Here is a 24,552-nt window from a genome sequence, read left to right as displayed (position 1 = left end):
CGCGAAGTGGTGCGCGAGGAAGTGACATTGGTGCCGGAGTTTTTCGACGAGATTTGATGGGCTGGCGGGGGTTGGGGCGCAGGTGATGAACGGGTGCGGCTGTTTTTGACGCCACCCCTTCCCCCCCCTCCGTCACGCTGCGCGTGCCACCTCCCCCTGGCGGGGGAGGATTTGGGAAACGCGCTGACCCCGTTCGTCCCCAAAATCCATCCACCCGCCGTTCATACCGACTCGCCGAATATCCGGGCATGGACTTTAGGAGCGGGACGATGCGGCAGGTGAGTGGGCGTGGAGTGCGTGGCGTGAGCCTGGCGGCGGTCGGGCTGGTGCTGGCGGGTGGCGTTATAGGCTCGGCGAGTGCGGCGAGTGCGCCGGCGCCCGGGGCCTATGCCCCCTCCCCTGTCGCGCAGGCCGGGTGGCGGGCGGACTCCGGGGACTATTACTGGATCGACGCCGCCGATGGGCTGTTGGAGGCGATTGGCGATGCGCCGCCGGACTTCACCTTTGTCTATCGCGGCGATGACGCGTGGGGCTGGGAGTTGCAGACCGGGCATCTGGTGCTGGCGGAGGCCGACCGCGACGGCGCGATGCGCTATTATTATTTCGAACCGGACGCCGACACGCCGTTCCTGGTGCAGGAGGCGCGGCGGTCGTTCGCGTTTCAGCGGCAGCGGCTGGCGGTCGTCTATGACAGCGGCGGGGCGGCGCTGTCCCCGCGCGAGAGCGACATGTGGGATGATCGCGCCGAGGAGCTGTACGATCGCGCGGTCGCGCTGCGCGAGGCGGCGGATGGCACCGAGCAATGGGATGCGGTCGATGCCGGGTGGTGGGCCGGGCAGGTCGCGACGGTGATCGAATGGCGGCTGCGCTGGGAAACCGGGCGCGTGCGGCATCCGGGGTGGCAGCGCTGGCGCGGCACGTCGGATGCGGTGCGCTGGCGGTTGCGGCTGGAGCGCGAGCGCGAGCGGCGGCGGCTGGACGGTGACCGCTTCCGGCGCTGGCAGCGCGACGGGTTTCGCGGGCCGCCGCCGCGCTTTGACGGGCCGGGGCGACCGGGTCGGCCGGGGCTGGGCGTGCGTCCGCCGTGGCGCGATGGCGATGGCCGTCCGGGTGCTGGACGGCCCGGCGGCGGGCGGCCTGAGGCTGGACGGCCCGGCGGGCCGCGTCCTGGAGATGGTCGGCCTGGGACTGGAAGGCCCGGAACCGGGCGTCCTGATGGCTGGCAGCCGGGCGTTGGACGTCCGGGTGGTGGGCGACCCGAGGGTGGCGCGCCGGGAACTGGACGGCCGGGCGGCGGTCGGCCTGAAGGCGGACAGCCGGGAACTGGGCGGCCGGGCGGTGGTCGCCCCGAGGGTGGACCGCCGGGGACCGGGCGGCCGGGTGGTGGTCGGCCGGAGGGTGGTCAGCCCGGAACTGGGCGGCCGGGTGGTGGGCGGCCTGAAGGCTGGCAACCCGGCACCGGGCGACCGGGCGGTGGTCGGCCTGACGGCGGGCCTGGAACCGGGCGTCCGGGCGGTCGTCCGCCGGTTGCGACCCCTGCCCCGACGCCTACGCCTACACCTACGCCTCCGGTCGTCTCGACGCCTCCGACAGTCACTCCGACGCGGCCCGGTTTCGGACGGCCCGGTGGTGAGCGGCCAGCCGAATGGCGGCGGCGGGTGCCCGAGGGCGGGGCACCACGTGAGAGCGGGCCGCAGCGCCCGGTGCGCGTGGCGCCGCCGCAGGATGCGCCGATCGCTTCGCCTGCGCCGCAATGGCGTCCGCAGCCGCAGGGGCAGCCGCGCGTGCAGCCGGCGCCGGTACGGGTTGCACCGCCGCCGCCGCCGCCGGTGCGGGTGGCTCCGCCGCCACCGCCGCCGCCTCCTCCCCCTCCGCCGCCTCCCCCGCCCCCGGCGCGGAGCAGCGAACCGGGGCAGTCGCTCAAGGACCGCACGTCCGAACGACCGCAGTGAGCGCGGTCAGCTAGGCGTGAAGGGCAGGATGGCGCGGTAGACTTCGCGCGGCGGCGCACCGGGGACGGGTGCGCCGCGCGCGAGGAGGAAGGCGTGGGCGACGATCTCCGCCTGCTGCTCGATGCCGTAGCGCTCGAGCGTCCAGCCGGGCTTGATCGCGTAATCGTAGCGGCAGAACGGGTGGCGGCGCAGCGGCAGGAAGAGGCCGCGCTGATGCTGCCACACATGGGTCATTTCATGAATGAAGTGCGCCTGCAGGCCGAGCGAGGCAGTGGCGAAATCGTCGCGATACGCGGTGCCCTTCGGGTGGAAATGGATGCAGCCGAGCGGGGCCATCGTCACGTTGCGCGGCTGGAAGAAGATCCATTTGCGGTTGGCGACCCCGGCGGCGGCATAGTCGATCGCGTCGCCGAACACGCTGCGCGACAGGGCGATCTCTCCGGGGGTGAGCGGGCGGCGGGCAGTCATTGTCGCAAGAGGTGGATGCGCAGGCGGGTTATGTCTAGAGCTGGGTCATGCTGATCCTGTTCAACAAGCCATGGGGCGTCCTGTCGCAATTCACCGATGAAGGGAGCGGGCATCCGACGCTGGCCGGGTTTATCGACGTGCCGGGGGTGTATCCTGCCGGGCGGTTGGATCGGGACAGCGAGGGGCTGTTGCTGCTGACCGATGACGGGCGGTTGCAGGCGCGGATCGCGGACCCGAAGCACAAGGTCGCCAAGACCTATTGGGTGCAGGTCGAGGGCGAGCCGGACGAGGCGGCGCTGGCGGCGCTGCGGACGGGCGTGCGGTTGAAGGACGGGCTGACGCGGCCGGCGCTGGCCGAGCGGATCGACCCGCCCGCGATCTGGCCGCGCGATCCGCCGGTGCGGTTCCGCAAGAGCGTGCCCGATTGCTGGATCGCGGTGACGATCACCGAGGGGCGCAACCGCCAGGTGCGGCGGATGACGGCGGCGGTGGGGCATCCGACGTTGCGGCTGGTGCGCTGGCGGGTGGGCGACTGGACGCTGGATGATGTTGCGCCGGGGACGTGGCGCAGCGTTTAGCGGCTGCAAATGCGAATGCCTCGCATTGACGGGCGCGGCGAAGCGGGGTAGGCGCGCGGCGTAACGTTGTTTGCCGAGGAAAGCCGCGCACCGTGTCCCGCTCGACGATCAAGGCCTGGTTCCTGATCCATAAATGGTCGAGCATCGTGTGCACCGCGTTCCTGCTGATGCTGTGCGTCACCGGGCTACCGCTGATTTTCCATGACGAGATCGAGGCGCTGACCGAGCATGACGCGGCGGCGGCGATGCAGGGCATGCCGTCGGCGCAGGGCGGCGTACCGCTCGACACGCTGATCGCCAAGGCAGTGGCCGAGGGTGGCGGCGGGGTACCGCTGTTCGTCGGGTTCAGCCAGGACAATCCGATTATCACCGTGACGACGGGTCCGACGCCTGATGCGCCGGGATCGGCGATGCGGCTGTTTTCCTATGACCGCACCACCGGCACGAGCGCGGGCGAGATCAGGGAGGAAGGCGTGATGCACTTCCTGCTCCAGCTGCACACCGACATGTTCCTGGGGCTGCCGGGGATGTTCTTCCTTGGCGTGATGGGCGGGCTGTTCGTGCTCGCGATCATCTCGGGCGTGGTGCTCTATGTCCCGTTCATGCGCCGCCTGCGCTTCGGGACGTTGCGCAAGACCCGGAGCAAGCGGGTGCGGCGGCTCGATACGCATAATTTGTTGGGCGTGGTGACATTGGGCTGGGCGCTGGTGGTCGGGCTGACCGGGGTGATCAACGCCTTTGCCGATCCGCTGACCGACAGCTGGCGCGAGGGTGAGCTCAAGGCGATGGTCGCTGCGCATGGCGGCGACCGGCCGCTGGCCCCCGCCGTTTACGGGTCGGTCGACACGGCGATGGCGGCGGCGCAAGCGGCGCTGCCGGGCGTGTCGCCGCAGTTTATCGGCTTTCCCGGCGGCGCGTGGAGCAGCGGGCGGCATTATGCGATCTTCTTTCAGGGCGACACGCCGCTGACCAGCCATGTGCTGACCCCCGCGCTGGTGGATGCCGAGACGGGCGTTCTGACCGACACCGCAGTGATGCCTGCGCTCAATCAGGCGCTGATGCTGTCCAAGCCGCTGCACTTTGGCGATTATGGCGGGATCGCGCTCAAGATCCTGTGGGCGATGCTGACGCTGGCGACGATCTGGGTGCTGTGGAGCGGGCTGCAGCTGTGGCTGGGCAAGGGCGCGCGCGGGACCGAGCGGGCGGTGGACGAGATCGTCCATGCCGGAGCGGCGCTGTGACCGGGTCGCGCCGCATCGCACCGCGCGGGGCGCTGGGCGTGCTCGCGATGCCGGCAGTGCTGCTGGTCGCGAGCCTGATCGGCCTGATCCTCGGCCTCACCGGTGACGGATGGCGCGATGTGGCCGCGTCGCTGTTGCTCGCCCTTCCCGTCCTGCTTTTCCTGCGCAGCTGGCTGCGCCGTTCCTGACACCCAGACAATTAGCTAGACAAATACGCCGGGCGAACCGTGCGCCTATTTCTCCTGCCCCGGCGCGCGCAGTTCGGCTTCGACCTCGATCGTCTTGCCGTTGGCGAAAGCCAAGCGCAGCGGGATTTTGCCGCCGGCGCGGACTTCGGGGGAGATATCGTAGAGCATGACGTGCTTGCCGCCCGGTTCGAACTTGACCGTCGATCCGGCGGGGATCGCGACGTCCTTGAGCGGCGTCATCGTCATCATGCCGCCTTCATGCTTCATTTCGTGCAGTTCGGTCCGCACCGCTGCCGGCGAGGAGACACCGAGCAGGCTGGTGGCATCCGCCCCGCCCTTTATGGTGAAATAGGCCGCGCCCGGACGGCTCGACACTGCGGGCAAGCGGACCCAGGCGTCATCGACGCCAAGCTGTGCCTGTTCGCATCCGGCGAGCGTCACCGCCGCCATCACCGCCATCACGAAAGACCGCATCTTCGAAACTCCTCCTCCCGATTCGGGAACCTTCGGGAAATTCCTAGGTGCGCCATGGCCTTGCGACAAGGCGCGGCACGCCTATATCCCGCTTTGTGAAGGCCGCGTTGCCGCTTTAGGGGCGCGGTAACGCACTGGATTAACTAGATTTAGCAGACGGGGGCCTTAGAGGACTCATGGGTAAAGTTATCGGAATCGATCTCGGCACGACCAACAGCTGCGTGGCAGTGATGGAGGGCGGCAAGCCCAAAGTGATCGAGAATGCTGAAGGCGCACGCACCACGCCGTCGATCGTTGCGTTCGGCAAGGATGGCGAGCGACTGATCGGCCAGCCGGCCAAGCGCCAGGCCGTCACCAATGGTGACAACACGATTTTTGCGGTCAAGCGCCTGATCGGCCGCCGCTATGACGATCCCATCACCAAGAAGGACACCGAGCTGGTCCCCTACACGATCGTGAAGGGTTCGAACGGCGACGCATGGGTCAAGGCAGGCGGCGAAGATTATTCGCCGAGCCAGATCAGCGCGTTCATCCTTCAGAAGATGAAGGAGACCGCCGAGTCCTATCTGGGCGAGACCGTGACGCAGGCGGTCATCACCGTCCCGGCGTACTTCAATGACGCACAGCGCCAGGCAACCAAGGACGCGGGCAAGATTGCCGGCCTTGAAGTGCTGCGCATCATCAACGAGCCGACGGCGGCGGCGCTCGCCTATGGCCTCGACAAGGACAACAACAAGACGATCGCGGTCTATGACCTTGGCGGCGGCACGTTCGACATCTCGATCCTCGAGATCGGCGATGGCGTGTTCGAGGTGAAGGCGACCAATGGCGACACCTTCCTGGGCGGCGAGGATTTCGATTCCACGCTGGTCAAGTATTTCGCCGAGGAGTTCCAGAAGGCCGAAGGCATCGACCTGACCAAGGACAAGCTGGCACTCCAGCGTCTGAAGGAAGCGGCCGAAAAGGCGAAGATCGAGCTGTCGTCGGCGCAGACGACCGAGGTCAACCTGCCCTTCATCACCGCCGATCAGAACGGCCCGAAGCACCTCGTCAAGACGCTGTCGCGCGCGGAGCTGGAGCGGCTGGTCGACGCCCTGATCACGCGTACGCTCGAGCCGTGCCGCAAGGCGATGTCGGATGCGGGCGTCAAGGCCGCGCAGATCGACGAAGTGGTGCTGGTCGGCGGCATGACCCGCATGCCCAAGGTGCGCCAGGTCGTGAAGGAGTTCTTTGGCAAGGAGCCGCACACCGGCGTCAACCCCGATGAGGTGGTGGCGATTGGTGCTGCGATCCAGGCCGGCGTGCTGCAGGGCGACGTCAAGGACGTGCTGCTGCTCGACGTGACCCCGCTGTCGCTGGGCATCGAGACGCTGGGTGGCGTGTTCACCCGCATGATCGACCGCAACACGACGATCCCGACCAAGAAGTCGCAGGTTTACTCGACTGCCGATGACAATCAGCAGGCGGTGACGATCCGCGTGTTCCAGGGCGAGCGCGAAATGGCAGCGGACAACAAGATGCTGGGTCAGTTCGACCTGGTCGGCATCCCCCCTGCCCCGCGCGGCGTGCCGCAGATCGAAGTGATCTTCGACATCGACGCCAACGGCCTGGTCAACGTGTCGGCCAAGGACAAGGGCACCGGCAAGGAGCAGCAGATCCGCATCCAGGCCAGCGGTGGCCTGTCGGACAGCGACATCGACCAGATGGTGCGCGACGCCGAGAAGTTCGCGGAGGAGGACAAGGCGCGTCGCGCGTCTGCCGAGGCGAAGAACAATGCGGAATCGCTGATCCACACCACCGAACGCCAGCTCGCCGAGAATGGCGACAAGGTGGATGAGGCGCTGAAGGGCGAGATCCAGTCGGCGATCGACGCGGCCAAGGCAGCGGTCGAGAGCAACGACGCCGAAGCAATGAACGAGAAGAGCCAGGCCCTTGCGCAGGTCGCGATGAAGCTGGGTCAGGCGATCTACGAGAAGCAGCAGCAGAGTGAGGCTTCGCCTCAGGCAGATGCGGCTGCGGAGAAGCCGGCGGACGACGTGGTCGACGCCGAATTCTCCGAGGTGGACGACAACAAGGCGTAATTTATGCTCCCCCCCGCCCCTTTCAGTCCCAAGGAAAGGCGGCGGGGGTTCGGGCGGGGGCCGAGTGAATGACCACCCAGACTGACTATTACGAACTGCTCGGCATTTCGCGCGATGCGGACGATGCGACGATCAAGTCGGCGTTCCGCAAGCTCGCGATCCAGTGCCACCCCGACAAGCATGGCGGGTGCAAGGAGCAGGAAGCCAAGTTCAAGGCAATCAACGAAGCCTATGACTGTCTGAAGGACCCGCAGAAGCGTGCGGCCTATGACCGGTTTGGTCATGCCGGGCCGCAGGGCGGCGGCGGCGGGCAGGGTTTCGACGCCTTTTCCGACATTTTCGAATCCATGTTCGGCGAGTTCATGGGCGGACGCGGCGGTGGCGGACAGCGCCAGGCGCGCGGCGCCGACCTGCGCTACGACATGGAAATCAGCCTGGAAGACGCCTTCAACGGCAAGGCGACCGACATAACCATCGACGTGTCCGGCCCGTGCGAGCCGTGCGGCGGCACCGGCGCATCGCCGGGCACGATGGCCAAGCGCTGCACCACCTGTGCAGGGCACGGCAAGGTGCGGGCGCAGCAGGGCTTTTTCGTGGTCGAGCGGACCTGTCCATCGTGCCACGGCGCGGGCCAGACGATCGCCGATCCGTGCCGCAATTGCCGGGGCGAGGGTCGCGTCGACAAGACGGTGACGCTGGCGGTCAACATCCCGCCGGGCGTCGACGAAGGCACCCGCATCCGCATGGCGGGTCAGGGCGAAGCGGGCGCGCGCGGTGCCCCTCCGGGCGACCTTTACATCTTTCTGCATGTGAAGCCGCACGCGCTGTTCGAGCGTGAGGGCACGACCTTGTTCGCACGCGCGCCGATCAGCTTCACCACGGCGGCGCTGGGCGGCGAGATCGAGATCCCCGGCCCGGACGGCGAAGTGCACAAGATCCACCTCCACCCCGGCACCCAGAGCGGACGCGAGGTGCGCCAGCGCGGCGCGGGCATGCCCGTGCTGCAGGGGCGCGGTCGCGGCGATCTGGTGGTGCGGATCGAGGTCGAGATCCCGACCAAGCTGTCGGGCGAACAGCGCGCGCTGCTGGAACAGTTCCGCGCGCTGGAGACGGGTGAGGAGTGCCCGATTTCGACCGGGTTCTTCGACAAGCTGAAGAAGGCGGTGGGGGGCTGAGCGCTCTCCCCCGTCGCCCCGGCCTTGAGCCGGGGGCGGAAGCGAAGAGGAAGCCTCGTCGCGGCTCAAAGTCGGGACGCAGAACCGGTTATCGCGTCGAACATTTGTCTACAGCCGTTCGCCCTGAGCTTGTCGAAGGGCCGGAGCCCGCCGTCTGTCAGCGCAGGAGCGGTGCTTCGACAAGCTCAGCACAAACGGCAAGGTGCGTGAGGTTTATCGCGCGTCGCTCAATAGACCCCGAACAGCTTCGCGCTCGCGACCAGCAGGACGAGGCCGAGCGCGCGCAGGATCCACTTCTGCGGTAGCTTGATGCCAAGCGTGGTGCCGATCAGACCACCCGCGAGGACCGCGACCGCGTAGAGCGGGAGTTCGGGGGGCAGGCTGCCGACCGAGGCGAAATTGCCCGCGAGCCCTGCGGCGGAATTAGCGAGGATGAAGACCGCCACGACGCCCGAGGCTGGCTTCGGCGCCGACCAGGCGAGGAACAGCAGTAGCGGCGAGAGGAAGATGCCCCCGCCGGTGCCGGTCAGCCCGGCGAGCAGGCCGAGGCCGATCCCGGCGAGGATGGCGAGCCACAGCGGCGGATCATGCCATTCGCGCTCGGCCTTCAACTCGCGCGGCCATAGCATGCGGGCGGCGGAGAACAGCAGCACCGCGCCCATTGCCGGGCGGTAGATTTCGGGGGGCACGTGGATCATGCCGCCCACGAATGCCGCCGGGATGGCGCCAACGAGGAACGGCCACAATGTCCGCCAACGGAACAGCCCGGCGCGGGCGTAGCGGATCGATCCCAGGCTCGCGACGATCAGGTTGAGGACGAGCGCGGTCGGCCGCATTGTCGCGACCGGGACGCTGAACAGCGCCATCAGCGCGATGTAGGACGACGCGCCGCCATGGCCGACGGTGGAATAGAGCAAGGCGCCGAGGAACATGCAGGCGGCGAGCGCGAGGTGAAGGGAGTCGAATGGCATTGGGGTAGAGGCGTAACGAGCGGGTGGTCTGCGTCCAGTCCGTTTATTGTCACCCCGGACTTGTTCCGGGGTCCACCGGGAGATGGGCGCGAAGCAAGCGGCTAGAGCGTCGGAAGTGAGGCGGGGTGGACCCCGGCACGGAGGCCGGGGTGACGATGATGTTGGAGGAATTAGCCCTCTCTCTGCTTGCGGGGAGAGCGGGCTGTCATCTCAGGCCATTCGCTGGTGGGAGCCTGCCCCTCTCCCCGGCCCTCTCCCCGCAAGCGGAGAGAGGGGGAAAAAGAGCGGCGCCGCGCGCGTGCCCTCGCCCCCAAAACCAAAAGAGGGCCGGCGTTTCCGCCAGCCCCCCGGTGTCGCCGTCCGCTCGCTTGCCCATCCGGGAGACGGGCGCGCCGCGGTGGCGGCAGGCGGTGTTCCACTAACCGGCAAGGGACGTGGAACCCCGCGTTCCAACGGTCGCTGGGCGTCCGCTGGCCGGTCACCGGGACGGGGTCGGCTCCGAAGAGCCGCGTTCCCGCCTCGATGTCCTTGCGATCCCTTTGCGCCTTGCGGCGCTCCGGCATCGCGGTCCGGTCATCGATCGACACGATCCCCGAAGGGTCGTTTCATTCGATCACCTCGCGTCGGTCCTGTTGCCCGAAGGCGTCCAGTTCCGTTGCGGCTGTGGCTGCATCTTCCTGGCCGTGCCCGAAGGCGCCGCCGCTCCGCTGCAACCCGCTCCACCCGGTCCGAAGACGGGTTTTGCGTCCATGGCTTCCAGTCCGGCCCGTTGTCCGAAGACACCAGCCCCTGCCCTTCCGCCTGTCACCCCCGGCACGAATGCCCGGGATGCCATTGGACGCCTGTCCGTTCCGTTCGCGCAAAGCCGATGCGAACATCGCCTTCACGGTTTCCCGGGGTGGCGTCCCCGTCCCGTTCCATGCGGTTTCCCGAAGGCACCTGCATGGTTCAGGCCGTGACAAACATCTGATTTCGCTTTGGTTTCCCGCTGCGTCCGCATCTGCCTGCCCCATGATGCTGTCACGCTTTGCGAGTCGGACGAAGTGCCGATCGTCCGTTACGACCTGTGGATAACGTGAATCACGGGAAGAAAATTAGCGGGCCGGGGACCAGTCGGGGGCGGCGAGCTCGAACCCGGCAAAGTCGAAGCCGGGGACCACGATGCAGCTGACGAGCGCCCAGCCGCGATGCGCGTCCGCCGCCTGCCAGCGAGTCGCCGGAACGCGCGCCTGCGGCTGGTAGCCAGTGATCACGTCGCCGCCAAGCACGATCGTCTCAGGATTGGCGTCCGCCGCGTCGGCGATCATCAGGTCGAGCGGCGATCCGGCGTGCCACAGCCACAGCTCATCGGCGTCGACACGGTGCCAGTGCGACCTTTGCCCCTGTTCCAGCAGGAACAGGATCGCCGTGCCGGGGGAGCGGCCGCCATGCTCAAGTGATTGAGAACGCCATGTTTCCCGGTACCATCCGCCCTCGGGATGGGGGGCGAGAGCGAGGCGTTCGATGAGGGTGCGGGCTTCCTGCATGGGGGATGAACTGCACGAAATGTTACGTTCATGAAACCCCGCCCAAAGCCGCAGCGTTCTTTCCCCGAGTTCAGGAAGATGGAGTAGAGATTATGCGTAACCTGATGCTGGCGCTTGGCGCCGCTTCGCTGGTCATCCCCGCGACCGCCATGCTGCCAAACACCTCGAGCGAGGCGCAGGCGCAGAGCAAGAAGAACCGCCAGGCCTATCGCGAGTGGAAGGGCCGTGACGGTCGCCGCTATTGCCGCAAGCCCGATGGCACGACCGGCCTGGTCGTCGGCGGTGTTGCCGGCGCGCTGGTCGGTCGCACGATCGATACGCGCGGCGACCGCACGGTCGGCACGCTGGCCGGCGCCGCAGTCGGCGCACTGGCGGGCCGCGAGATCGAGCGGAGTGGCAGCCGCAAGCGCTGCCGCTAATCCCAAGCTTCTTTGGTAAATGAGACGGGGCGCGGGATATTTCCGCGCCCCGTTTCGTTGGCCAATCAGACGCGGGGGGTATCCGACAGGGAGATGCCCAATGACTAATTTGATCCGTACCGGCATGATCGCATTGAGTGCGAGCGCGATGGCGCTGACCGGTGCCTGCAGCCAATATGGCGGCGACCGGCCCGGCTATGCCAGCCGCGGCGATTGGGATGCCGCACGCTATTATCGCGACGGCAACTATCAGGAGCGCCGACTGAGCCGTGGCGACAATGTCTATGTCGGGCGCGACGGCCGCTATTACTGCAAGCGTCGCGATGGCAGCGCCGGCCTGATCGTTGGCGGCATTGCCGGCGGTGTGCTCGGCAACATCATCGCGCCGGGCGGGTCGAAGACGCTGGGCACGATCATCGGCGCGGCCGGTGGTGCGGCGATCGGGTCTTCGGTCGATCGCGGCGAAGTACGCTGCCGCTAATCCCGGTTTCGTAACGTTAACGCAAAGGGTGTAGTGCGCGGAGCGTATGCTTCGCGTGCTCACCCTTTCGTCGTTGTTCCCCGATGCGTCGCGGCCCAATTTCGGCGTGTTTGTCGAGCGGCAGACGCTTGGGCTGGCGGCGTATCCCGGAGTCGAATTGAAACTGGTCGCGCCGGTCGGGCTGCCGCCATGGCCGTTGTCGCGTTTGGGGCGCTATGCCGCGCTCGCCGCACTGCCCCGGCATGAGGGTTGGAAGGGCGTCGAAACCTGGCGTCCGCGCTTCGCCAATCTGCCGGGGACCGGGGGGCGATTTCACGCTTCGATGCTGGCGGCGCGGCTGAGGCCGCTGTTGCGCGCGATCCGGCGCGAGTTTGCGTTCGACGTGATCGATGCGAGCTTTTTCTTTCCCGATGGCGTCGCGGCGGTCGAGTTGGGCCGCGCGTTCGGCGTGCCGGTGTCGATCAAGGCGCGCGGGGCGGATATCCACCATTGGGGCCGCGCGCCGGGGACTGCCGACCAGGTGCTGGAGGCCGGGCGGCGTGCCGAGGGGCTGCTCGCGGTCGCCGGATCGATGCGGGACGACATGGTCGTGCTGGGGATGGATGGCGCGAAGATTCGGGTTCACCGCACGGGCGTCGACCTCGACCGGTTCGCGCCGCGCGACCGGGCGGCGGCGAAGGCTGCGCTGGGGGTTTCAGGCCCGCTGGTCGCGAGCGTCGGCGCGCTGATCCCTCGCAAGGGGCATGATATCGTGATTGATGCGGTCGCGGCGCTGCCCGGTGTGCGGCTGATGATCGCGGGCGAGGGGCCGGAGCGGCCGAAGCTTGTGGGGCAGATTGCGCGGCTGGGGGTTGGCGACCGGGTGACGCTGCTGGGCAGCGTGGCGCATGGCGAGCTGCCCGGATTGCTCGCTGCGGCGGATGTGATGGCGCTGGCGTCTTCGTCCGAAGGGCTGGCGAACGCTTGGGTCGAGGCGCTGGCGAGCGGGGCGCCGGTGGTGATCCCCGATGCCGGCGGCGCGCGCGAGTTGGTGACGGCACCGGAGCATGGTCGGATCGTTGCGCGGAACGCGGCGGCGTTTGCCGAGGCGATTGCGGCGCTGATCGCCGCCCCTCCCCCGGTCGATGCGGTGCGCGCCGGGGCCGCAGGGTTCACCTGGGAGGCGAACACTGCGGCGTTGTATGCGCATCTGTCGGAGTTGGTGCGCGCTTAGCGCTTCTTCTCCCACGCCGCCGCCTGAACCTCGGCCAGCTTCACCAGATCGCCCAGCGCCAGATTCATGTCGATCAGGTGCAGCCCCCAATCGTCGAGCCGCTGCGGGCCGACCATCAGGTCGCCGGGAATGTCGTCGGTGCGCGCATCGGCGGGGTCGGGCTTCAGCGTCATTTCGAAATAGCTCGCCCCGTCCTTCACGACACAGGCGCCCGCGATCATGCCGGGCAGCTTGACGAAGTTGGTGGTGACGGGCGCGCCGCCCTTGCTCCATGCAAAGGCGGGGGCCGAGCCGATCAGCGAGCCGGTGGGGAGATAGGCGTCGAGCGTTGCGGAGCCGCCGCCGAGTGCGACGGGGTTGGTACAGGCGACCTGCATCCCCACAGCGGCGCGAGCGAAGCGGCTCTTGGCGGGCGGCGGGACGGTGGCGCGGAAGCTGACATAGGTGACGACGCAGCCGGTTTCGGTCGCGCTGGCGCAGGTCGGGATCGACTTGAGCGTACCGGTGCGCTGGCCGGCGGCGAGGTCAAGATTGAAGCCGATCGGCATCGCCGAGATGATCGGCTTCATCGCTGCGGGTTTGCCGTCGAACTCACGCTCGAGCAGTTGCGAAAGCATCCGCGCGCCCTGGCTGTGGCCGATCAGGACGACGCCGCGCCCCTGATTGTCGTGCTTCATATAATCGTCGAACGCTGCCTTCACGTCGCGATAGCCGAGCACGGGATCGGCGCCCGAGGGCTGGCCGGTCATCACCGCGCGCAATGCCTTCATCGTCACCTGACGGTACATCGGCGCGAAGACGCGGCACACGCTGCGGAAGCGCGCGGCCTGAATCATCGCGACGCGGCGCTCGGCGGCGTCGATGCTGAGGTCGCTGTTCGGCGTCTCATCGGTCGACACGGTGGGATAGACGTAGAAGCAATCGAATTTCGGGTTTGCTGCCGGCGTGAACTTCTCGATCGTGCGCGATCCGTCGGGCGCAACCACCGTGGCGTCGAGATTGACGGTGCAGGCATCTTCCCGACCCGGGCGGCAGAGCCAGTTGGCGGTATCGCGATAGTCGGCAGGCGCGGGTGCCGCGACCTGAGCGGCGGCGATCGCAATTGCGGCGGTCAGCATGGTCTTCTCTCCCCGTTATTTTGCGATCCATATGCACGAGTCGGACCGCGATTGGAAGATCGGGTATGGTGAGAGTCGCGCGAGCAACCGCAATGTCAGCAACTGTCGCTTGCGCGTCCGCGCCGGGCGGGCAAGGTTGGTCGAATGGCGTTCGCCCCTGCCCTTGCCCTGTTGCTGGTGACGCAGAGCGCGCCGCCGGACGCGACACGCGCGCTGGAGGATGCCGGGCGCTATCGCGAGGCTGAGCCGATCCTGCGGCGTGCGGTTGGGGACGCGGGGCGCAGGCCGAGCGACGCGCTGGCGGATGCGGCGGAGCGACTGGCGGACAATCTGGCCAAGCAGGCGCGTCCGCGTGAGGCCGAGCCGTTTTACAGGCGGGCGTTCGAGATCCGGCTTGCCCGGCATGGCGCGGCGCATCCGGCCGTCGCGCGCAGCCTGAGCCAGCTGGCGGGCCTTGCGGCAGATGCCGGGCGGCTGGATGAGGCGGAGGCGCTGTCGGCGCGGGCGGTCGCGATCCTCACCGCCGCCGGGCCGGACGCGCGGCTCGACCTCACGCGCGCGCAAGGCAATCGCGCCGGTGTCCTGGCGGCGATGGGGCGCGGCGAAGACGCCTATGCGCTGTATCGCGAGGCGGCGGCGACGTTGCAGCGGCTGGGGCCAGAAGCGGAGGCCGAGTTTGCGGTCGCGCTCAATAATCTGGGGTCGCATCTGGTTCGGATGGCGGGTGCGACCAGCGTGCAGGCGGGGTTTCGGCGGAGCTTTACCTTGCGTCAGGCGGTGCTGTCCCCGTTCCTCCCGATGGCTGGCGCGGGCGGGGTTGAACCGGTCGACGCGATGCTGCGCCGCCGATTGCTGTTCGACGCCGCGATGGCGCTGCGCATGGCGCTGGGCATTCGCGTGAGGCTGCTGGGCGAGATGCATCCCGATACTGCCAACAGCCTGAACGGGCTGGCGGCGGCGGAGCGGGCACTGGGGCGGCGCGATGCGGCGGAAGGGCTGTACCGCCGCGCATTGAGCATCAAGCTGGCGATGCTGCCGGCCGGCGACCGCGATCGGGTGATCGGGGCGTGGAGTCTTGCCAGCTTGATCGTGGAGGATGGTGCGCGTGCCGGCGAAGCGCGGGCGCTGTATCGGACGGCAGCGACAGAGGCGCTGGCGGCGCAGGGGCGGCATGCCGACTATGACCGTGCGGCGAGCGCCGAGTTACGGAGTTTTGCCCCGATCTTCACCGGGCAGGTGCGCGCGAGCTGGACGCTCGCGACCGCGCGTTAATCGAGCGGATAGAGCGCCGCAGCCACGCCGCGGAGTTCGGCCCTGAGCACGCCCCACAGGCGCGCTGCCGCGCGGCTGTCCATCGGCTCGATGCCGAAGGGCAATGCCGCCTCCAGCGCCGCCGGGGGGCGGCGCAGTGTCGTCCCGGTGCCGAGGATCAGAAATTCCGGCAGCGTGTCCATCGCCAGCAGCGGCGCGAAATCGGCGACGGTGAGTTCCGCGAGCGGCGGGGGCGACCAGCCATCGGCACGCGTCGGCGTGAGGATCAGCCCGTCATAGACCCCATCATCGACGCGGAAACCACGACCGCTGAACCCCGAGACGACCGGACCCTCGATTCGTGTTCGATCTACCCGCATGTGATGTTTCCTTGCCGTTACTCCCCCTCTCCCCTTGATAGGGGAGAGGATAGCGCAGCTTGGCAGCTTCCTGCCTAGCGCAGCTTGGAGAGGGGTAGAGCGGAGCTTCGCTCCGCGCGGCTACTGCGTAGCCGCCCCCCTCTCCCAGCTCCGACTAAGGCCTTGCTTCGCAAGACCCAAGTCTGCGCATCCCTCTCCCCTCCTGCGGAGGGGCGAGGGAGATCTGTCAGGGCATGTCCTTGAAGTCGGCAGGACCGGTGCGCTCGGCGCCCTTCGGCCCGGTCGCTTCCTTGGGCAGGAAGCTGTCGGGCTTGAGCCGCAGCCACAGCAGGATCGCCGCCGAGACATAGACCGACGAGAAGGTGCCGATGACGATGCCGAGCAGCATCGCGGCGGTGAAGCCGAAAATCACGTCGGGTCCGAGCACCAGCAGGATGGTCAGCACGATGCCGATCGACAGCGAGGTAACAACGGTGCGTGACAGCGTTTCATTGATCGACAGGTCGAGCAGTTCGCCCATCTCCATCTTGCGGTATTTGCGCATATTCTCGCGAATACGGTCATACACGACGATGGTGTCGTTCAATGAATAGCCGATGATCGTCAGGATCGCGGCGACGATGTTGAGGTCGAACTCAAGCTGGGTCAGCGCGAAAAAGCCGAGCGTCAGCGCGACGTCGTGGAACAGCGCGAACAGGGCGCCAACGCCGAACTGCCATTCGAAGCGGAACCAGACATACAGCGCAATGGCAATCATCGCGAGCGTCAGGCTGATCGCACCGTTGCGGAACAGCTCTTCCGACACCTTGCCCGACACGCTCTGTGCGCCTTCGACCTGTGCGCCGGGATAGCCCTGCTGGATCGTGGTGCGAATTGCCGAGGCGGCCTTGTTCGCCGCTTCCTCACCACCCTCGGGCAGCGGGGTGCGGACCGAATATTCGTTCGTCGAGCCGCTGCGCTGGATCGTCGCCTCGCCATAGCCGAGCCCTTCGACGCGCTGGCGCAGCGTTTCGATGTCGATCGACTGGCTGAACGTCACGCGGGTCTGTTGCCCGCCGACGAAATCAATGCCGAGGTTGAAGCCCTTGACGAAGCACAGCACGATCGAGCCGATGATGAGCAACATCGACAACGCCATCGCCACGTTCCGCCATTTGAGGAACGGGATGTTGGTGTTGTCAGGGACGAGCTTGAGAGGGCGCATATCTGGGCGGCCTTAAATATTGATCGTCTTGGGACGGTTGCGCTTCAGATAATCGGCAACGAGCAGACGCGTGAAGGTGACGCCGGTGAACACCGAGGTGATGATGCCGATCGCGAGCACGACCGCAAAGCCGCGGATCGGGCCGGTGCCGAACAGGAACATGATCGCCGCCGAAATGACGTTGGTGATGTTCGCGTCGAAGATCGCGCGGCTCGCTTCCTTATAGCCGAATTCGACCGAGGCGATCGCGGCGCGGCCACGGATGCGCTGTTCTTCACGGATGCGTTCGTTGATCAGCACGTTGGCGTCGACCGCAGCACCGATGGTCAGCACGAAGCCGGCGATGCCGGGCAGCGTCAGCGTGGCGCCAAAGAACGCCATGATGCCGAGCACCATGACCGCGTTCACCAGCAGCGCGGCGGCGGTGTAGACGCCGAACCGCAGATAGGTGAACAGCATGAACGCGATCAGCGCGAGCGTGCCGACGATGCCGGCAAGGATGCCCTTTTCGATCGATTCCTGACCGAGCTCGGCCGAAACCGTCCGCTCCTCGACCACCTTGAGCGCGACGGGCAGCTTGCCCGAGCGCAGCGCGATGGCGAGTTCGTTGGCGCTTTCGACGGTGAACCCGCCCGAAATCTGCCCGCGACCGCCAAGGATCGGTTCGTTGATGTTCGGCGCGGAGATCACCTGACCATCGACGATGATCGCGAACGGCTTGCCGGTGTTGGTCTGGGTCGCCTGCGCAAAGCGGCGGCCGCCCTGCGTGTCGAAGGTGAAGCCCACCACGACGCGCTGGTCCTGGTCGAATTCCTGCTTGGCGTCGATCAGCTGATCGCCGCTGACGATGATCTGACGCTTGAGCGCGATCTTCGCGACCTCTCCCTCCTTGGTCGGATAGGCGATATAGGGCGCGCCACCGGGAGCGCCCGGATAGGCCATGATCTCGCTGCCGATCGGCGGACGGCCGGCGGCGATCTCCGCCGGATTGGCGGTGGTGTCGACCAGCTTGAACTCAAGCCGTGCGGTGGTGCCGATCGTGCGCTTGAGCGCCTCGGGATCCTTGACCCCCGGCACTTCGACGAGGATGCGGTTGCGCCCCTGAAGGATGATCGTCGGTTCGAGCGTACCGAGCGCGTTGATGCGGCGGTCGACCACTTCGCGCGCATCGCCCATAGCCTGCGTCACCGCCTGATCGAGCCCGGCGCTGGTCTGGCTGACGATGAAGCGGGTGCCGTCGCGCACCTCGATCGTCCAGTCGCGCTGGCCCGACATGCCGACGCCGCTGCCAGTCAGCTGGAGCAGGCGTTCGCGCGCGGCATCGACCTGCGCCACGTTGCGCACCATGAAGCTGATGCGGTTGTCGCGGGTCGAGATGTCGCCGATGTCGATCCGGGGATCCTGACGGCGGAACTCGGTTTCGATCTCGTCGCGCTTGGCCGCGAGGCGGGTGCGCGCGAGATCGTCGACGTCCGCTTCGAGCAGGATCGAGCTGCCGCCGGCCAGGTCGAGGCCGAGGTTGATCGATGGCTGCGGGATCCACGACGGCCAGCGCTCACGCGCGCTTTCCGGCACGAAGCTGGGGATCGCCAGCAACAGGCAGACGGCGATGCTGAGCCAGACTGCCCAGACCTTCCACTTGGGAAAATCGAGCATCAGTCGTTCGCGGGCTTGCCGCCGAGCGGCTGGACCTCGACGATGGTCGCCTTGACCACCTTGACCTTCACGGTCGGCGCGATTTCGACATTGGCATAGACGTCGTCGACCGACACCACCTTACCAACCAGACCGCCCGCCGTGACGACGGTGTCGTTCTTCTTCATCGATCCGATCGATGCCTGAAGCGTCTTCATCCGCTTTTGCTGCGGGCGAATCATCAGGAAGTAGAAGGCGACGAAGATCAGGACGAGCGGCGCGATCGAAAGGAACGAGGCGGCGCCGCCGCCCTGGCCTGCCGCGCTGCCTGCGGCCTGTGCGAATGCTGGGGTGATGATCATGGGTTTCCCGGGCCTGGAGTGTGGGCCTATTGGTGGGGAGCCAAGCCCCCCGGTTCAAGCGGCGCGGGCTACCACTTGTGTTGCCGCCATGCAACTGTGGCGGATCATCGCCCCAAGTCGGCCAAGCGAGCCCGCAAGGTGACAGAACCCCTTGCATCCCCGGCGACACGCGCCTAGAGGGCCTGCCTTCGGTCGGGGCGTAGCGCAGCCTGGTAGCGCATCACACTGGGGGTGTGGGGGTCGCAGGTTCGAATCCTGTCGCCCCGACCAAGATTTCCCGCATGAGGCAATTGCCCGCGGGCGCGGTCCTCCGCAGTTCAGATATAGTCCTGATCCCTCGTCTCGTTACGGCTGTAACGTGAGGGATGCATCCGCCGCGCGGCTTGCTATAGATCGTGTCGTGGAGCCTGCGCGCGACGTCCTTTCTGCTGACGATCCATCCCCCGGCGTGCCGGCGGGCGCGGCGCCGCTGTCGATTCCGACGCGCCTGCGGCTGAGCGTGATCCTGATCCTGCTGTTCGTGCTGAGCGGGTGGGTCGCGCGACAACTCGCCATTCCACCGGCCCATGTCACGATGCTGTGGCTGCCCTCTGGCGTCGCAGTGGGCGCGGTCCTGCTGTACGGGCGCTGGCTGTTGCCCGCGGTGTTCCTTGCCTCGCTGACGCTTAACACGATCCTGGGCATGTCGATCGGATCGGGGTTGCTGCGCGCGGGCGGACTGGCGGTGTGGACCGCGGTCGGCGCGACGCTGCAGGCCCTGATCGCCGATATGCTGCTGCGCCGCCGGTTCGGCGATCATCTCGAGCTAACGCGGGTTCGCGACGTCGCGGTAGCGATTGGCATCGGCATCATCGTCCCGGCGCTGGTGTCGGCGTCGATCGGGCACCTTGCGCTGATGGCGCTGCGCGACTTTCCCGTTGAGCGCGTGCCGGGCAGCATGGCGACCTGGGCGCTGGGAGATATTTTGGGCATCCTGACCGTCGCGCCCTTTGCGATGATCGGGATGCGGCGGCGGTTTCGAGCGGTGTGGCGCGGCGCGTCGATCCGGGGCCTGTTTGGCTATATCGCGCTCGGCTGTGGCCTGGGCCTGGCGCTGACCATGTTCGCGTGGATCAATGCACGCGAGCGGGTGATCGAAAGCAGCAGGGCGAGTTTCACCGCGCTCGCTGCGGAAAACGAGCAGGCGTTGCGCGAGCGGCTGAACCGCGCCGCACGAAGCCTCGATGCCGCCTCGGCGCTGTTCACGGCGGGTGAGCGCGTAACCTGGGACGAATGGGTCGCCTATGCCAAGGTGATCGACATCGAACGCAGCTATGCCGGCATTCGCGACATCGGGTTCATCCGACGGGTTCCGCGGGCGGACGTCGCCGCGTTTCAGGCGGAGGCGCGGCGCAACGGCCTGCCGATCGACCGGATCCAGCGCGCACCGGCGCGTGGCGACCATTATGTCGTCACCTATATTTATCCGCTGGAAAAGAACCGCGCCGTTCTGGGGATGGACATTACCTTCGACCCCAAGCGCCGCCAGGCCGCCGACCAGGCGCGCGACGCCGGCGCGGCAGTGGTGACGCGGCCGCTCGATTTCATCCAGTATCGCGGCCCCGGCTACGGTTTCACGGTCATGCGACCGGTCTATTCGGCGGCGGAACCACCGCGCACGGTGGCGGAGCGCCGCCGCACGCTGATCGGATGGGTCTATCACCCCTTCCCTGCCGAGCGGTTTTTCAGCGACCTGAACCCGGGACAGGGCAGCGATTTCGAGCTGCTGATCCGCGCGCGCAACGGGGCGGACCGGTGGGTATCGGTGTACGATACCCTGTCCGGCCAGCCCAAGGCGACGCATCAGCCAGCCTTTGTCACGTCGCGTCAGTTCAATGTGGCGGGGCGCGTCTGGTCGCTGGAATGGCGCAGCACCGCCGCGTTCGAGGAGCGGACCCGCAGCGTCGAGCCGCTGCTCGTCCTGCTGACGGGCCTGACGATCAACCTCGCGCTTGCAGCCGTGCTGTTCGTCGTCGCGCGCCGCGAGGCAGTGGTGACGCGCGAGGTGGAGCGCTCCACCGCCGAACTGTCGGAGACGAACCGCCTGCTGCTGATGACCGAGGCGACGACGCATGTCGGGCATTGGCGATACGACATCGCGGCGGGCACGCTGCTGTGGTCCGACGAAGTCTATCGCATCCATGGACGCGATCCTGCGCGACCGATCACACGGGACGAGGCGCTCGACTATCTCCATGCCGAGGACCGGGGCCAGACCTGGCAGGCGATGCTGGCGTCGGTGCGCGACCAGCACCCGTTCAGCCTGCGCGTGCGGATTACCCGCGATGATGACGGCGAGACCCGGTATCTGTCCTATATCGGCCGCGCCGAACCACGCCCGGACGGCAAGCCCGGTGCCCTGTTTGGGGTGATGCAGGACGTCACCAACGAAACGCGGGTGCGCGAACAATTGCTCAAGGCACGCGATTCGGCGCAGCGCGAGGCGCAGTCACGCGGTGCGTTCCTCGCCAATCTGAGCCATGAAATCCGCACGCCAATGAACGGGGTGATCGGCTTTGCCGAATTGCTGCTCGAATCGAAACTGGCGACCGAACAGCGCAACTATGCCCAGATCATCATCGAATCGGGCAGCAACATGATGGCGCTGCTCAACGATGTGCTCGACCTGTCGAAGATCGAGGCGGGGCATCTGGAGCTTTCCGACGAGCCCGTCGCGATCGAGGAGCTGGCCAATTCCGCGATCCGCATGCTGATGCCGACCGTGCGCCGCCGCGACGTGTGGCTGGAGGTGCAGATCGACCCGACGCTGCCCCCGATCGTGCGCGGGGACAAGCTGCGCCTGCGTCAGGTGCTGCTCAACCTGCTCGGGAATGCGGTCAAGTTCACCGAACAGGGGTTCGTGCGGCTTGAGGTGAGCCGCGTCGGCGATCTGATGCGGTTTGCGGTGGTCGATTCCGGCCCCGGAATCCCGCCAGAGCGGATTGCCGACATCTTCAAATCCTTTGTCCAGCTCGATCCCGTGGCGCGCTCGACCGGGTCGGGGGCCGGACTTGGCCTGACGATCTCGAGCTCGCTCGTGCGGCTGATGGGCGGGAACCTGAAGGTGCAGAGCCGGGTGCATGAAGGCAGCAGCTTTCATTTCACCCTGCCCTGTATTCCCGCATCGCTGGAGGATGACGACGCGCCCGCCAGCGATTTGCCGAGGGGGCAGCAACGCGATGAGTCGGCGGCGGCGGCGATTCGCGTGCTGCTGGCCGAGGACAATGAGATCAATCAGGCGCTGATCCGCGCCACCGCCGCCCGGCTGGGGCTCGCGCTCGATGTCGCCAACAACGGTTCCGAAGCCGTCGTCCGCGCCGAGGCTGCGGCTCAGGCCGGAACGCCTTATGACCTGATCCTGATGGATATCCAGATGCCCGTCCTCGACGGCATCGGCGCCACAAAGCGGCTGCGCGGCATGGGCTATAGCGCCGAGACGCTGCCGATCGTCGCACTGTCGGCGAACGTCTATCAGAACGATATCGACGCCTGTTTCGCCGCAGGCATGCAGGCGCATCTGGCCAAACCGGTGCGGCGCGAGGCGCTGGAGAGCGCGATCGCGACCTGGGCACGGCGCCATTCCGGCAATGTCCGCGCCGCGCAGGTGCCGACCACGCCGCCGCCGCCCGAACCACTGCCCGCGTCCCTCGTCGCACGCTATGCCGAGCGGCGCGCTGCGCTGGCCGCGACGCTGCGCGCGTTCGATCCCATTGCCGCCGACGACCCGCAGGCGATTGCCGCGCTGCTCTCTGAAATCCACAAGCTGGCGGGGACTGCCGGGCACTTCGGCGACGTGCAACTTGGTGACAAGGCACGGGAAACCGAGCGGATGATGATCGATGCAACACCCGGCGAGCGCATTATCCTTGCGCAAGCCCTCCTCAGCGTGATCGAAACAAGTTCCCAGAACGTATCAAGTTGAGTAGTAACGTCGCGCGATCATATGGACTTGCGGATTATGCTCGTTATCACGCCTGCTCCGCTTCCAAACAGCGAATGAAAATGCCCAGAACCATTCATGTCGTCGATGACGATGATCTTGCCCGCGATGTTATCTCCAGCCTGGTGGCAACGCTGCCCGGCGTTTCGGTGAGTGCGTGGGAGTCGGCAGAGGCGTTTTTGACCGCGGCGCAGGATGGGGCGGCGCCCGGCGTGGTGCTGCTCGACCTCAACATGCCGGGCCTGTCGGGGAATGAGGCGCTGCGTTCGCTCGACCATACGCGCTTTCCGGCGATTATCGTGTCGGGGCAGGGACAGATCACCTCAGCCGTCGAATCGCTGAAGCGTGGCGCGATCGATTTCATCGAAAAGCCCTTTACGCTCGAAAAGCTGCTGGGGCCGCTCAAGATCGCGTTTGACATGCTCGACCGCAATCTCGCCGAGGAAAACAGGTCGGATCGCGACCGTGAACGGTTGGAAACGCTGAGCGAGCGCGAGGTGGAGATCCTGTCGCTGCTGGTCGATGGCCTGACCAACCGCGAAGTCGCCGAGAAACTCGGGCTGAGCGTCCGTACGGTCGAATCGCACCGCGCGCGGATCATGCTCAAGCTCGACGTGTCGAGCTTCGCCGAGGCGATCCGGCTGGCCGTGCTCGCGGGGATCGAGACGCCGGGCTGATCCGGCTCGACCATGGCGGCTCCGCATCATTTCACCCGCTTCGCCGCGATCGACTGGTCCGGCGCGAAAGGTACGCGTCACCCTGGCATCGCGGTTGCGCTGTGCGAGGCGGGTGAAGAGGCGCCACGCCTGATTACGCCGCCCTCTCGTGCCTGGTCGCGCCGGGACGTGCTCGAATGGGTGCTGGAGCAGGCGAACGACCCGCTGCTGATCGGGTTTGATTTCAGCTTCTCCGCGCCGTTCGTGGGGCGTGGGGCGCATCTTCCCGGAGAAACGCAGAGCGACGATGCCCGCGCGCTGTGGGCGCATATCGACGCTGCGGCGGCCGGTGACGAAGACCTGGGCGCGGCGGGGTTCATCGATGCGCGGCGCGGGACGCATTTCTATCTGGGTGCCGCCGATGGCGTGAAGGCCGATTTCCTGCACTGGCGCGCGTGTGAGGTCGCGCACGACGGCAGCACCAAACCCTCGACTGTGTTCGACGCGATCGGCGCGGCGCAGGTGGCCAAGGCGAGCTTTGCGGGCATGCGCCTGCTCCACCGGCTCAATGGCGCTGTGCCGGTCTGGCCGTTCGATCCCCTGCCCGTTCGCGGCGCGTGCGTGGTCGAAATCTATACCGCGATCGCTGCCCGCGCTGCTGGGGCGCGCAAGGGGCGATCCAAGCTGCGCGATGCCGCCTCGCTTGATACCGCGCTAGGGGCGCTGGGGTCGGCCCGGCATGCCCCGCTCGAGCGCTACACTGACCATGCGACCGACGCGCTGCTGACCGTGGCGTGGCTGCGACGCGCCGTTGATACCGCAGGGCTGTGGCAGCCCGCAGCGATGTCGCCGGAAATTGCGCGATCAGAGGGCTGGACGTTCGGCATCGCTTGACGCAAAGGGACGCAATCCAGACGCGGGTCGCGCATCACGCAAGGCCCGCCGCGCCGGTTTAGCTCAGCTGGTAGAGCAGCGGTTTTGTAAACCGAAGGTCGCGGGTTCGATTCCTGCAACCGGCACCATTCCATAGCAAGCATGCAGGTCGCCAGCACAACGCCTGCGCGCGTTTGATCTGCGCCGGACGCAAAAAAGCCGCCCGGAGGCGGCTGATTGTGTTGTGATGGTTGCGGGGGTTGGATTTGAACCAACGACCTTCAGGTTATGAGCCTGACGAGCTACCGGGCTGCTCCACCCCGCGCC

22 protein-coding genes and 3 tRNA genes are annotated in these 24,552 nt (G+C 67.1%); 15 read left to right on the top strand and 10 right to left on the bottom strand.

What is annotated here, in order from left to right:
• The first annotated feature begins 269 nt into the window (after positions 1–269).
• Positions 270–1,952 carry a hypothetical protein gene (locus tag VGN66_RS13860; RefSeq protein WP_327519409.1) on the top strand — a complete coding sequence of 561 codons (1,683 nt, stop codon included), beginning with the start codon at positions 270–272 and terminating at the stop codon, positions 1,950–1,952.
• A gap of 6 nt (positions 1,953–1,958) precedes the next feature.
• Here VGN66_RS13860 and VGN66_RS13855 read toward each other — a convergent pair whose 3' ends face one another.
• On the bottom strand, positions 1,959–2,420 hold the full coding sequence (locus tag VGN66_RS13855; protein WP_327519408.1) for a vgr related protein: 462 nt from the start codon (positions 2,418–2,420) through the stop codon (positions 1,959–1,961).
• 47 nt (positions 2,421–2,467) lie between these two features.
• Between VGN66_RS13855 and VGN66_RS13850 the strand changes: the two genes are divergently transcribed.
• From VGN66_RS13850 to VGN66_RS13840, 3 genes are all read left to right on the top strand, one after another.
• Entirely contained in the window at positions 2,468–2,998 is a 531-nt protein-coding gene (locus VGN66_RS13850) for an rRNA large subunit pseudouridine synthase E (protein ID WP_224920454.1), read from the top strand.
• A gap of 92 nt (positions 2,999–3,090) precedes the next feature.
• The gene (locus tag VGN66_RS13845; RefSeq protein ID WP_327519407.1) at positions 3,091–4,239 is read left to right on the top strand and encodes a PepSY-associated TM helix domain-containing protein; all 1,149 of its coding nucleotides are present in this window, start codon (positions 3,091–3,093) and stop codon (positions 4,237–4,239) included.
• Positions 4,236–4,427 carry a hypothetical protein gene (locus tag VGN66_RS13840; RefSeq protein WP_327519406.1) on the top strand — a complete coding sequence of 64 codons (192 nt, stop codon included), beginning with the start codon at positions 4,236–4,238 and terminating at the stop codon, positions 4,425–4,427. Before VGN66_RS13845 ends, VGN66_RS13840 begins: the two co-directional genes overlap by 4 nt.
• A gap of 45 nt (positions 4,428–4,472) precedes the next feature.
• Here the strand turns inward: VGN66_RS13840 and VGN66_RS13835 are convergent, their stop codons facing one another.
• Complete coding sequence (locus VGN66_RS13835) at positions 4,473–4,901, bottom strand: copper chaperone PCu(A)C (RefSeq protein ID WP_327519405.1); 429 nt, start codon at positions 4,899–4,901, stop codon at positions 4,473–4,475.
• Positions 4,902–5,077: 176 nt separating this feature from the next.
• Here VGN66_RS13835 and dnaK point away from each other — a divergent pair, with 176 nt between their 5' ends.
• Both dnaK and dnaJ read left to right on the top strand, forming a co-directional pair.
• The gene (gene dnaK, locus VGN66_RS13830) at positions 5,078–6,982 is read left to right on the top strand and encodes a molecular chaperone DnaK (protein WP_327519404.1); all 1,905 of its coding nucleotides are present in this window, start codon (positions 5,078–5,080) and stop codon (positions 6,980–6,982) included.
• Between the two features lie 68 nt (positions 6,983–7,050).
• Positions 7,051–8,157: a molecular chaperone DnaJ gene (gene dnaJ / locus VGN66_RS13825; RefSeq protein ID WP_327519403.1), complete on the top strand. Its 1,107-nt coding sequence runs from the start codon at positions 7,051–7,053 to the stop codon at positions 8,155–8,157.
• A gap of 227 nt (positions 8,158–8,384) precedes the next feature.
• Here dnaJ and VGN66_RS13820 read toward each other — a convergent pair whose 3' ends face one another.
• Entirely contained in the window at positions 8,385–9,128 is a 744-nt protein-coding gene (locus tag VGN66_RS13820; protein WP_327519402.1) for a sulfite exporter TauE/SafE family protein, read from the bottom strand.
• 1,094 nt (positions 9,129–10,222) lie between these two features.
• Positions 10,223–10,654: a cupin domain-containing protein gene (locus tag VGN66_RS13815; protein ID WP_327519401.1), complete on the bottom strand. Its 432-nt coding sequence runs from the start codon at positions 10,652–10,654 to the stop codon at positions 10,223–10,225.
• Between the two features lie 92 nt (positions 10,655–10,746).
• Between VGN66_RS13815 and VGN66_RS13810 the strand changes: the two genes are divergently transcribed.
• The 3 genes from VGN66_RS13810 (at position 10,747) to VGN66_RS13800 (ending at position 12,767) form a co-directional block, all read left to right on the top strand.
• Complete coding sequence (locus VGN66_RS13810) at positions 10,747–11,073, top strand: glycine zipper 2TM domain-containing protein (protein WP_327519400.1); 327 nt, start codon at positions 10,747–10,749, stop codon at positions 11,071–11,073.
• A 100-nt stretch (positions 11,074–11,173) separates the two neighbouring features.
• Positions 11,174–11,554, top strand: a complete 381-nt coding sequence (locus VGN66_RS13805) for a glycine zipper 2TM domain-containing protein (protein WP_327519399.1) — start codon at positions 11,174–11,176, stop codon at positions 11,552–11,554.
• A gap of 46 nt (positions 11,555–11,600) precedes the next feature.
• Positions 11,601–12,767, top strand: coding sequence for a glycosyltransferase (locus VGN66_RS13800; protein WP_327519398.1), 1,167 nt, complete (start codon positions 11,601–11,603; stop codon positions 12,765–12,767).
• Here VGN66_RS13800 and VGN66_RS13795 read toward each other — a convergent pair.
• On the bottom strand, positions 12,764–13,885 hold the full coding sequence (locus VGN66_RS13795) for a DUF3089 domain-containing protein (RefSeq protein WP_327519397.1): 1,122 nt from the start codon (positions 13,883–13,885) through the stop codon (positions 12,764–12,766). The genes VGN66_RS13800 and VGN66_RS13795 overlap by 4 nt on opposite strands.
• Positions 13,886–14,029: 144 nt before the next feature.
• On the opposite strand from VGN66_RS13795, the gene VGN66_RS13790 reads away from it, so the two are divergent.
• Complete coding sequence (locus VGN66_RS13790; RefSeq protein WP_327519396.1) at positions 14,030–15,157, top strand: tetratricopeptide repeat protein; 1,128 nt, start codon at positions 14,030–14,032, stop codon at positions 15,155–15,157.
• Here VGN66_RS13790 and VGN66_RS13785 read toward each other — a convergent pair.
• The 4 genes from VGN66_RS13785 to yajC form a co-directional block, all read right to left on the bottom strand.
• The gene (locus tag VGN66_RS13785; protein ID WP_327519395.1) at positions 15,154–15,516 is read right to left on the bottom strand and encodes an MTH938/NDUFAF3 family protein; all 363 of its coding nucleotides are present in this window, start codon (positions 15,514–15,516) and stop codon (positions 15,154–15,156) included. The genes VGN66_RS13790 and VGN66_RS13785 overlap by 4 nt on opposite strands.
• Positions 15,517–15,742: 226 nt before the next feature.
• Positions 15,743–16,720 carry a protein translocase subunit SecF gene (gene secF, locus VGN66_RS13780; protein WP_327519393.1) on the bottom strand — a complete coding sequence of 326 codons (978 nt, stop codon included), beginning with the start codon at positions 16,718–16,720 and terminating at the stop codon, positions 15,743–15,745.
• 12 nt (positions 16,721–16,732) lie between these two features.
• Positions 16,733–18,376 (bottom strand): protein translocase subunit SecD, encoded by a 1,644-nt coding sequence (secD, locus tag VGN66_RS13775; RefSeq protein ID WP_327519392.1) that lies wholly within the window; start codon positions 18,374–18,376, stop codon positions 16,733–16,735.
• Complete coding sequence (yajC, locus tag VGN66_RS13770) at positions 18,376–18,717, bottom strand: preprotein translocase subunit YajC (protein WP_224920471.1); 342 nt, start codon at positions 18,715–18,717, stop codon at positions 18,376–18,378. The genes secD and yajC overlap by 1 nt, the downstream gene beginning before the upstream one ends.
• A gap of 193 nt (positions 18,718–18,910) precedes the next feature.
• Here yajC and VGN66_RS13765 point away from each other — a divergent pair.
• From VGN66_RS13765 to VGN66_RS13745, 5 genes are all read left to right on the top strand, one after another.
• A tRNA-Pro gene (locus tag VGN66_RS13765) sits at positions 18,911–18,987 on the top strand.
• Between the two features lie 130 nt (positions 18,988–19,117).
• The gene (locus VGN66_RS13760; protein WP_327519391.1) at positions 19,118–22,678 is read left to right on the top strand and encodes a CHASE domain-containing protein; all 3,561 of its coding nucleotides are present in this window, start codon (positions 19,118–19,120) and stop codon (positions 22,676–22,678) included.
• An 80-nt stretch (positions 22,679–22,758) separates the two neighbouring features.
• Complete coding sequence (locus VGN66_RS13755) at positions 22,759–23,373, top strand: response regulator transcription factor (RefSeq protein ID WP_327519390.1); 615 nt, start codon at positions 22,759–22,761, stop codon at positions 23,371–23,373.
• 12 nt (positions 23,374–23,385) lie between these two features.
• The gene (locus VGN66_RS13750) at positions 23,386–24,246 is read left to right on the top strand and encodes a hypothetical protein (protein ID WP_327519389.1); all 861 of its coding nucleotides are present in this window, start codon (positions 23,386–23,388) and stop codon (positions 24,244–24,246) included.
• A 52-nt stretch (positions 24,247–24,298) separates the two neighbouring features.
• Positions 24,299–24,374, top strand: a tRNA-Thr gene (locus VGN66_RS13745).
• Positions 24,375–24,473: 99 nt separating this feature from the next.
• Here VGN66_RS13745 and VGN66_RS13740 read toward each other — a convergent pair.
• Positions 24,474–24,550, bottom strand: a tRNA-Met gene (locus tag VGN66_RS13740).
• Positions 24,551–24,552 lie beyond the last annotated feature (2 nt).

Origin of the sequence: Sphingomonas sp. (assembly GCF_035998645.1) — a bacterium.
Taxonomy (GTDB): domain Bacteria; phylum Pseudomonadota; class Alphaproteobacteria; order Sphingomonadales; family Sphingomonadaceae; genus Sphingomonas.
This window is presented reverse-complemented; position numbering and strand designations above follow the sequence as displayed.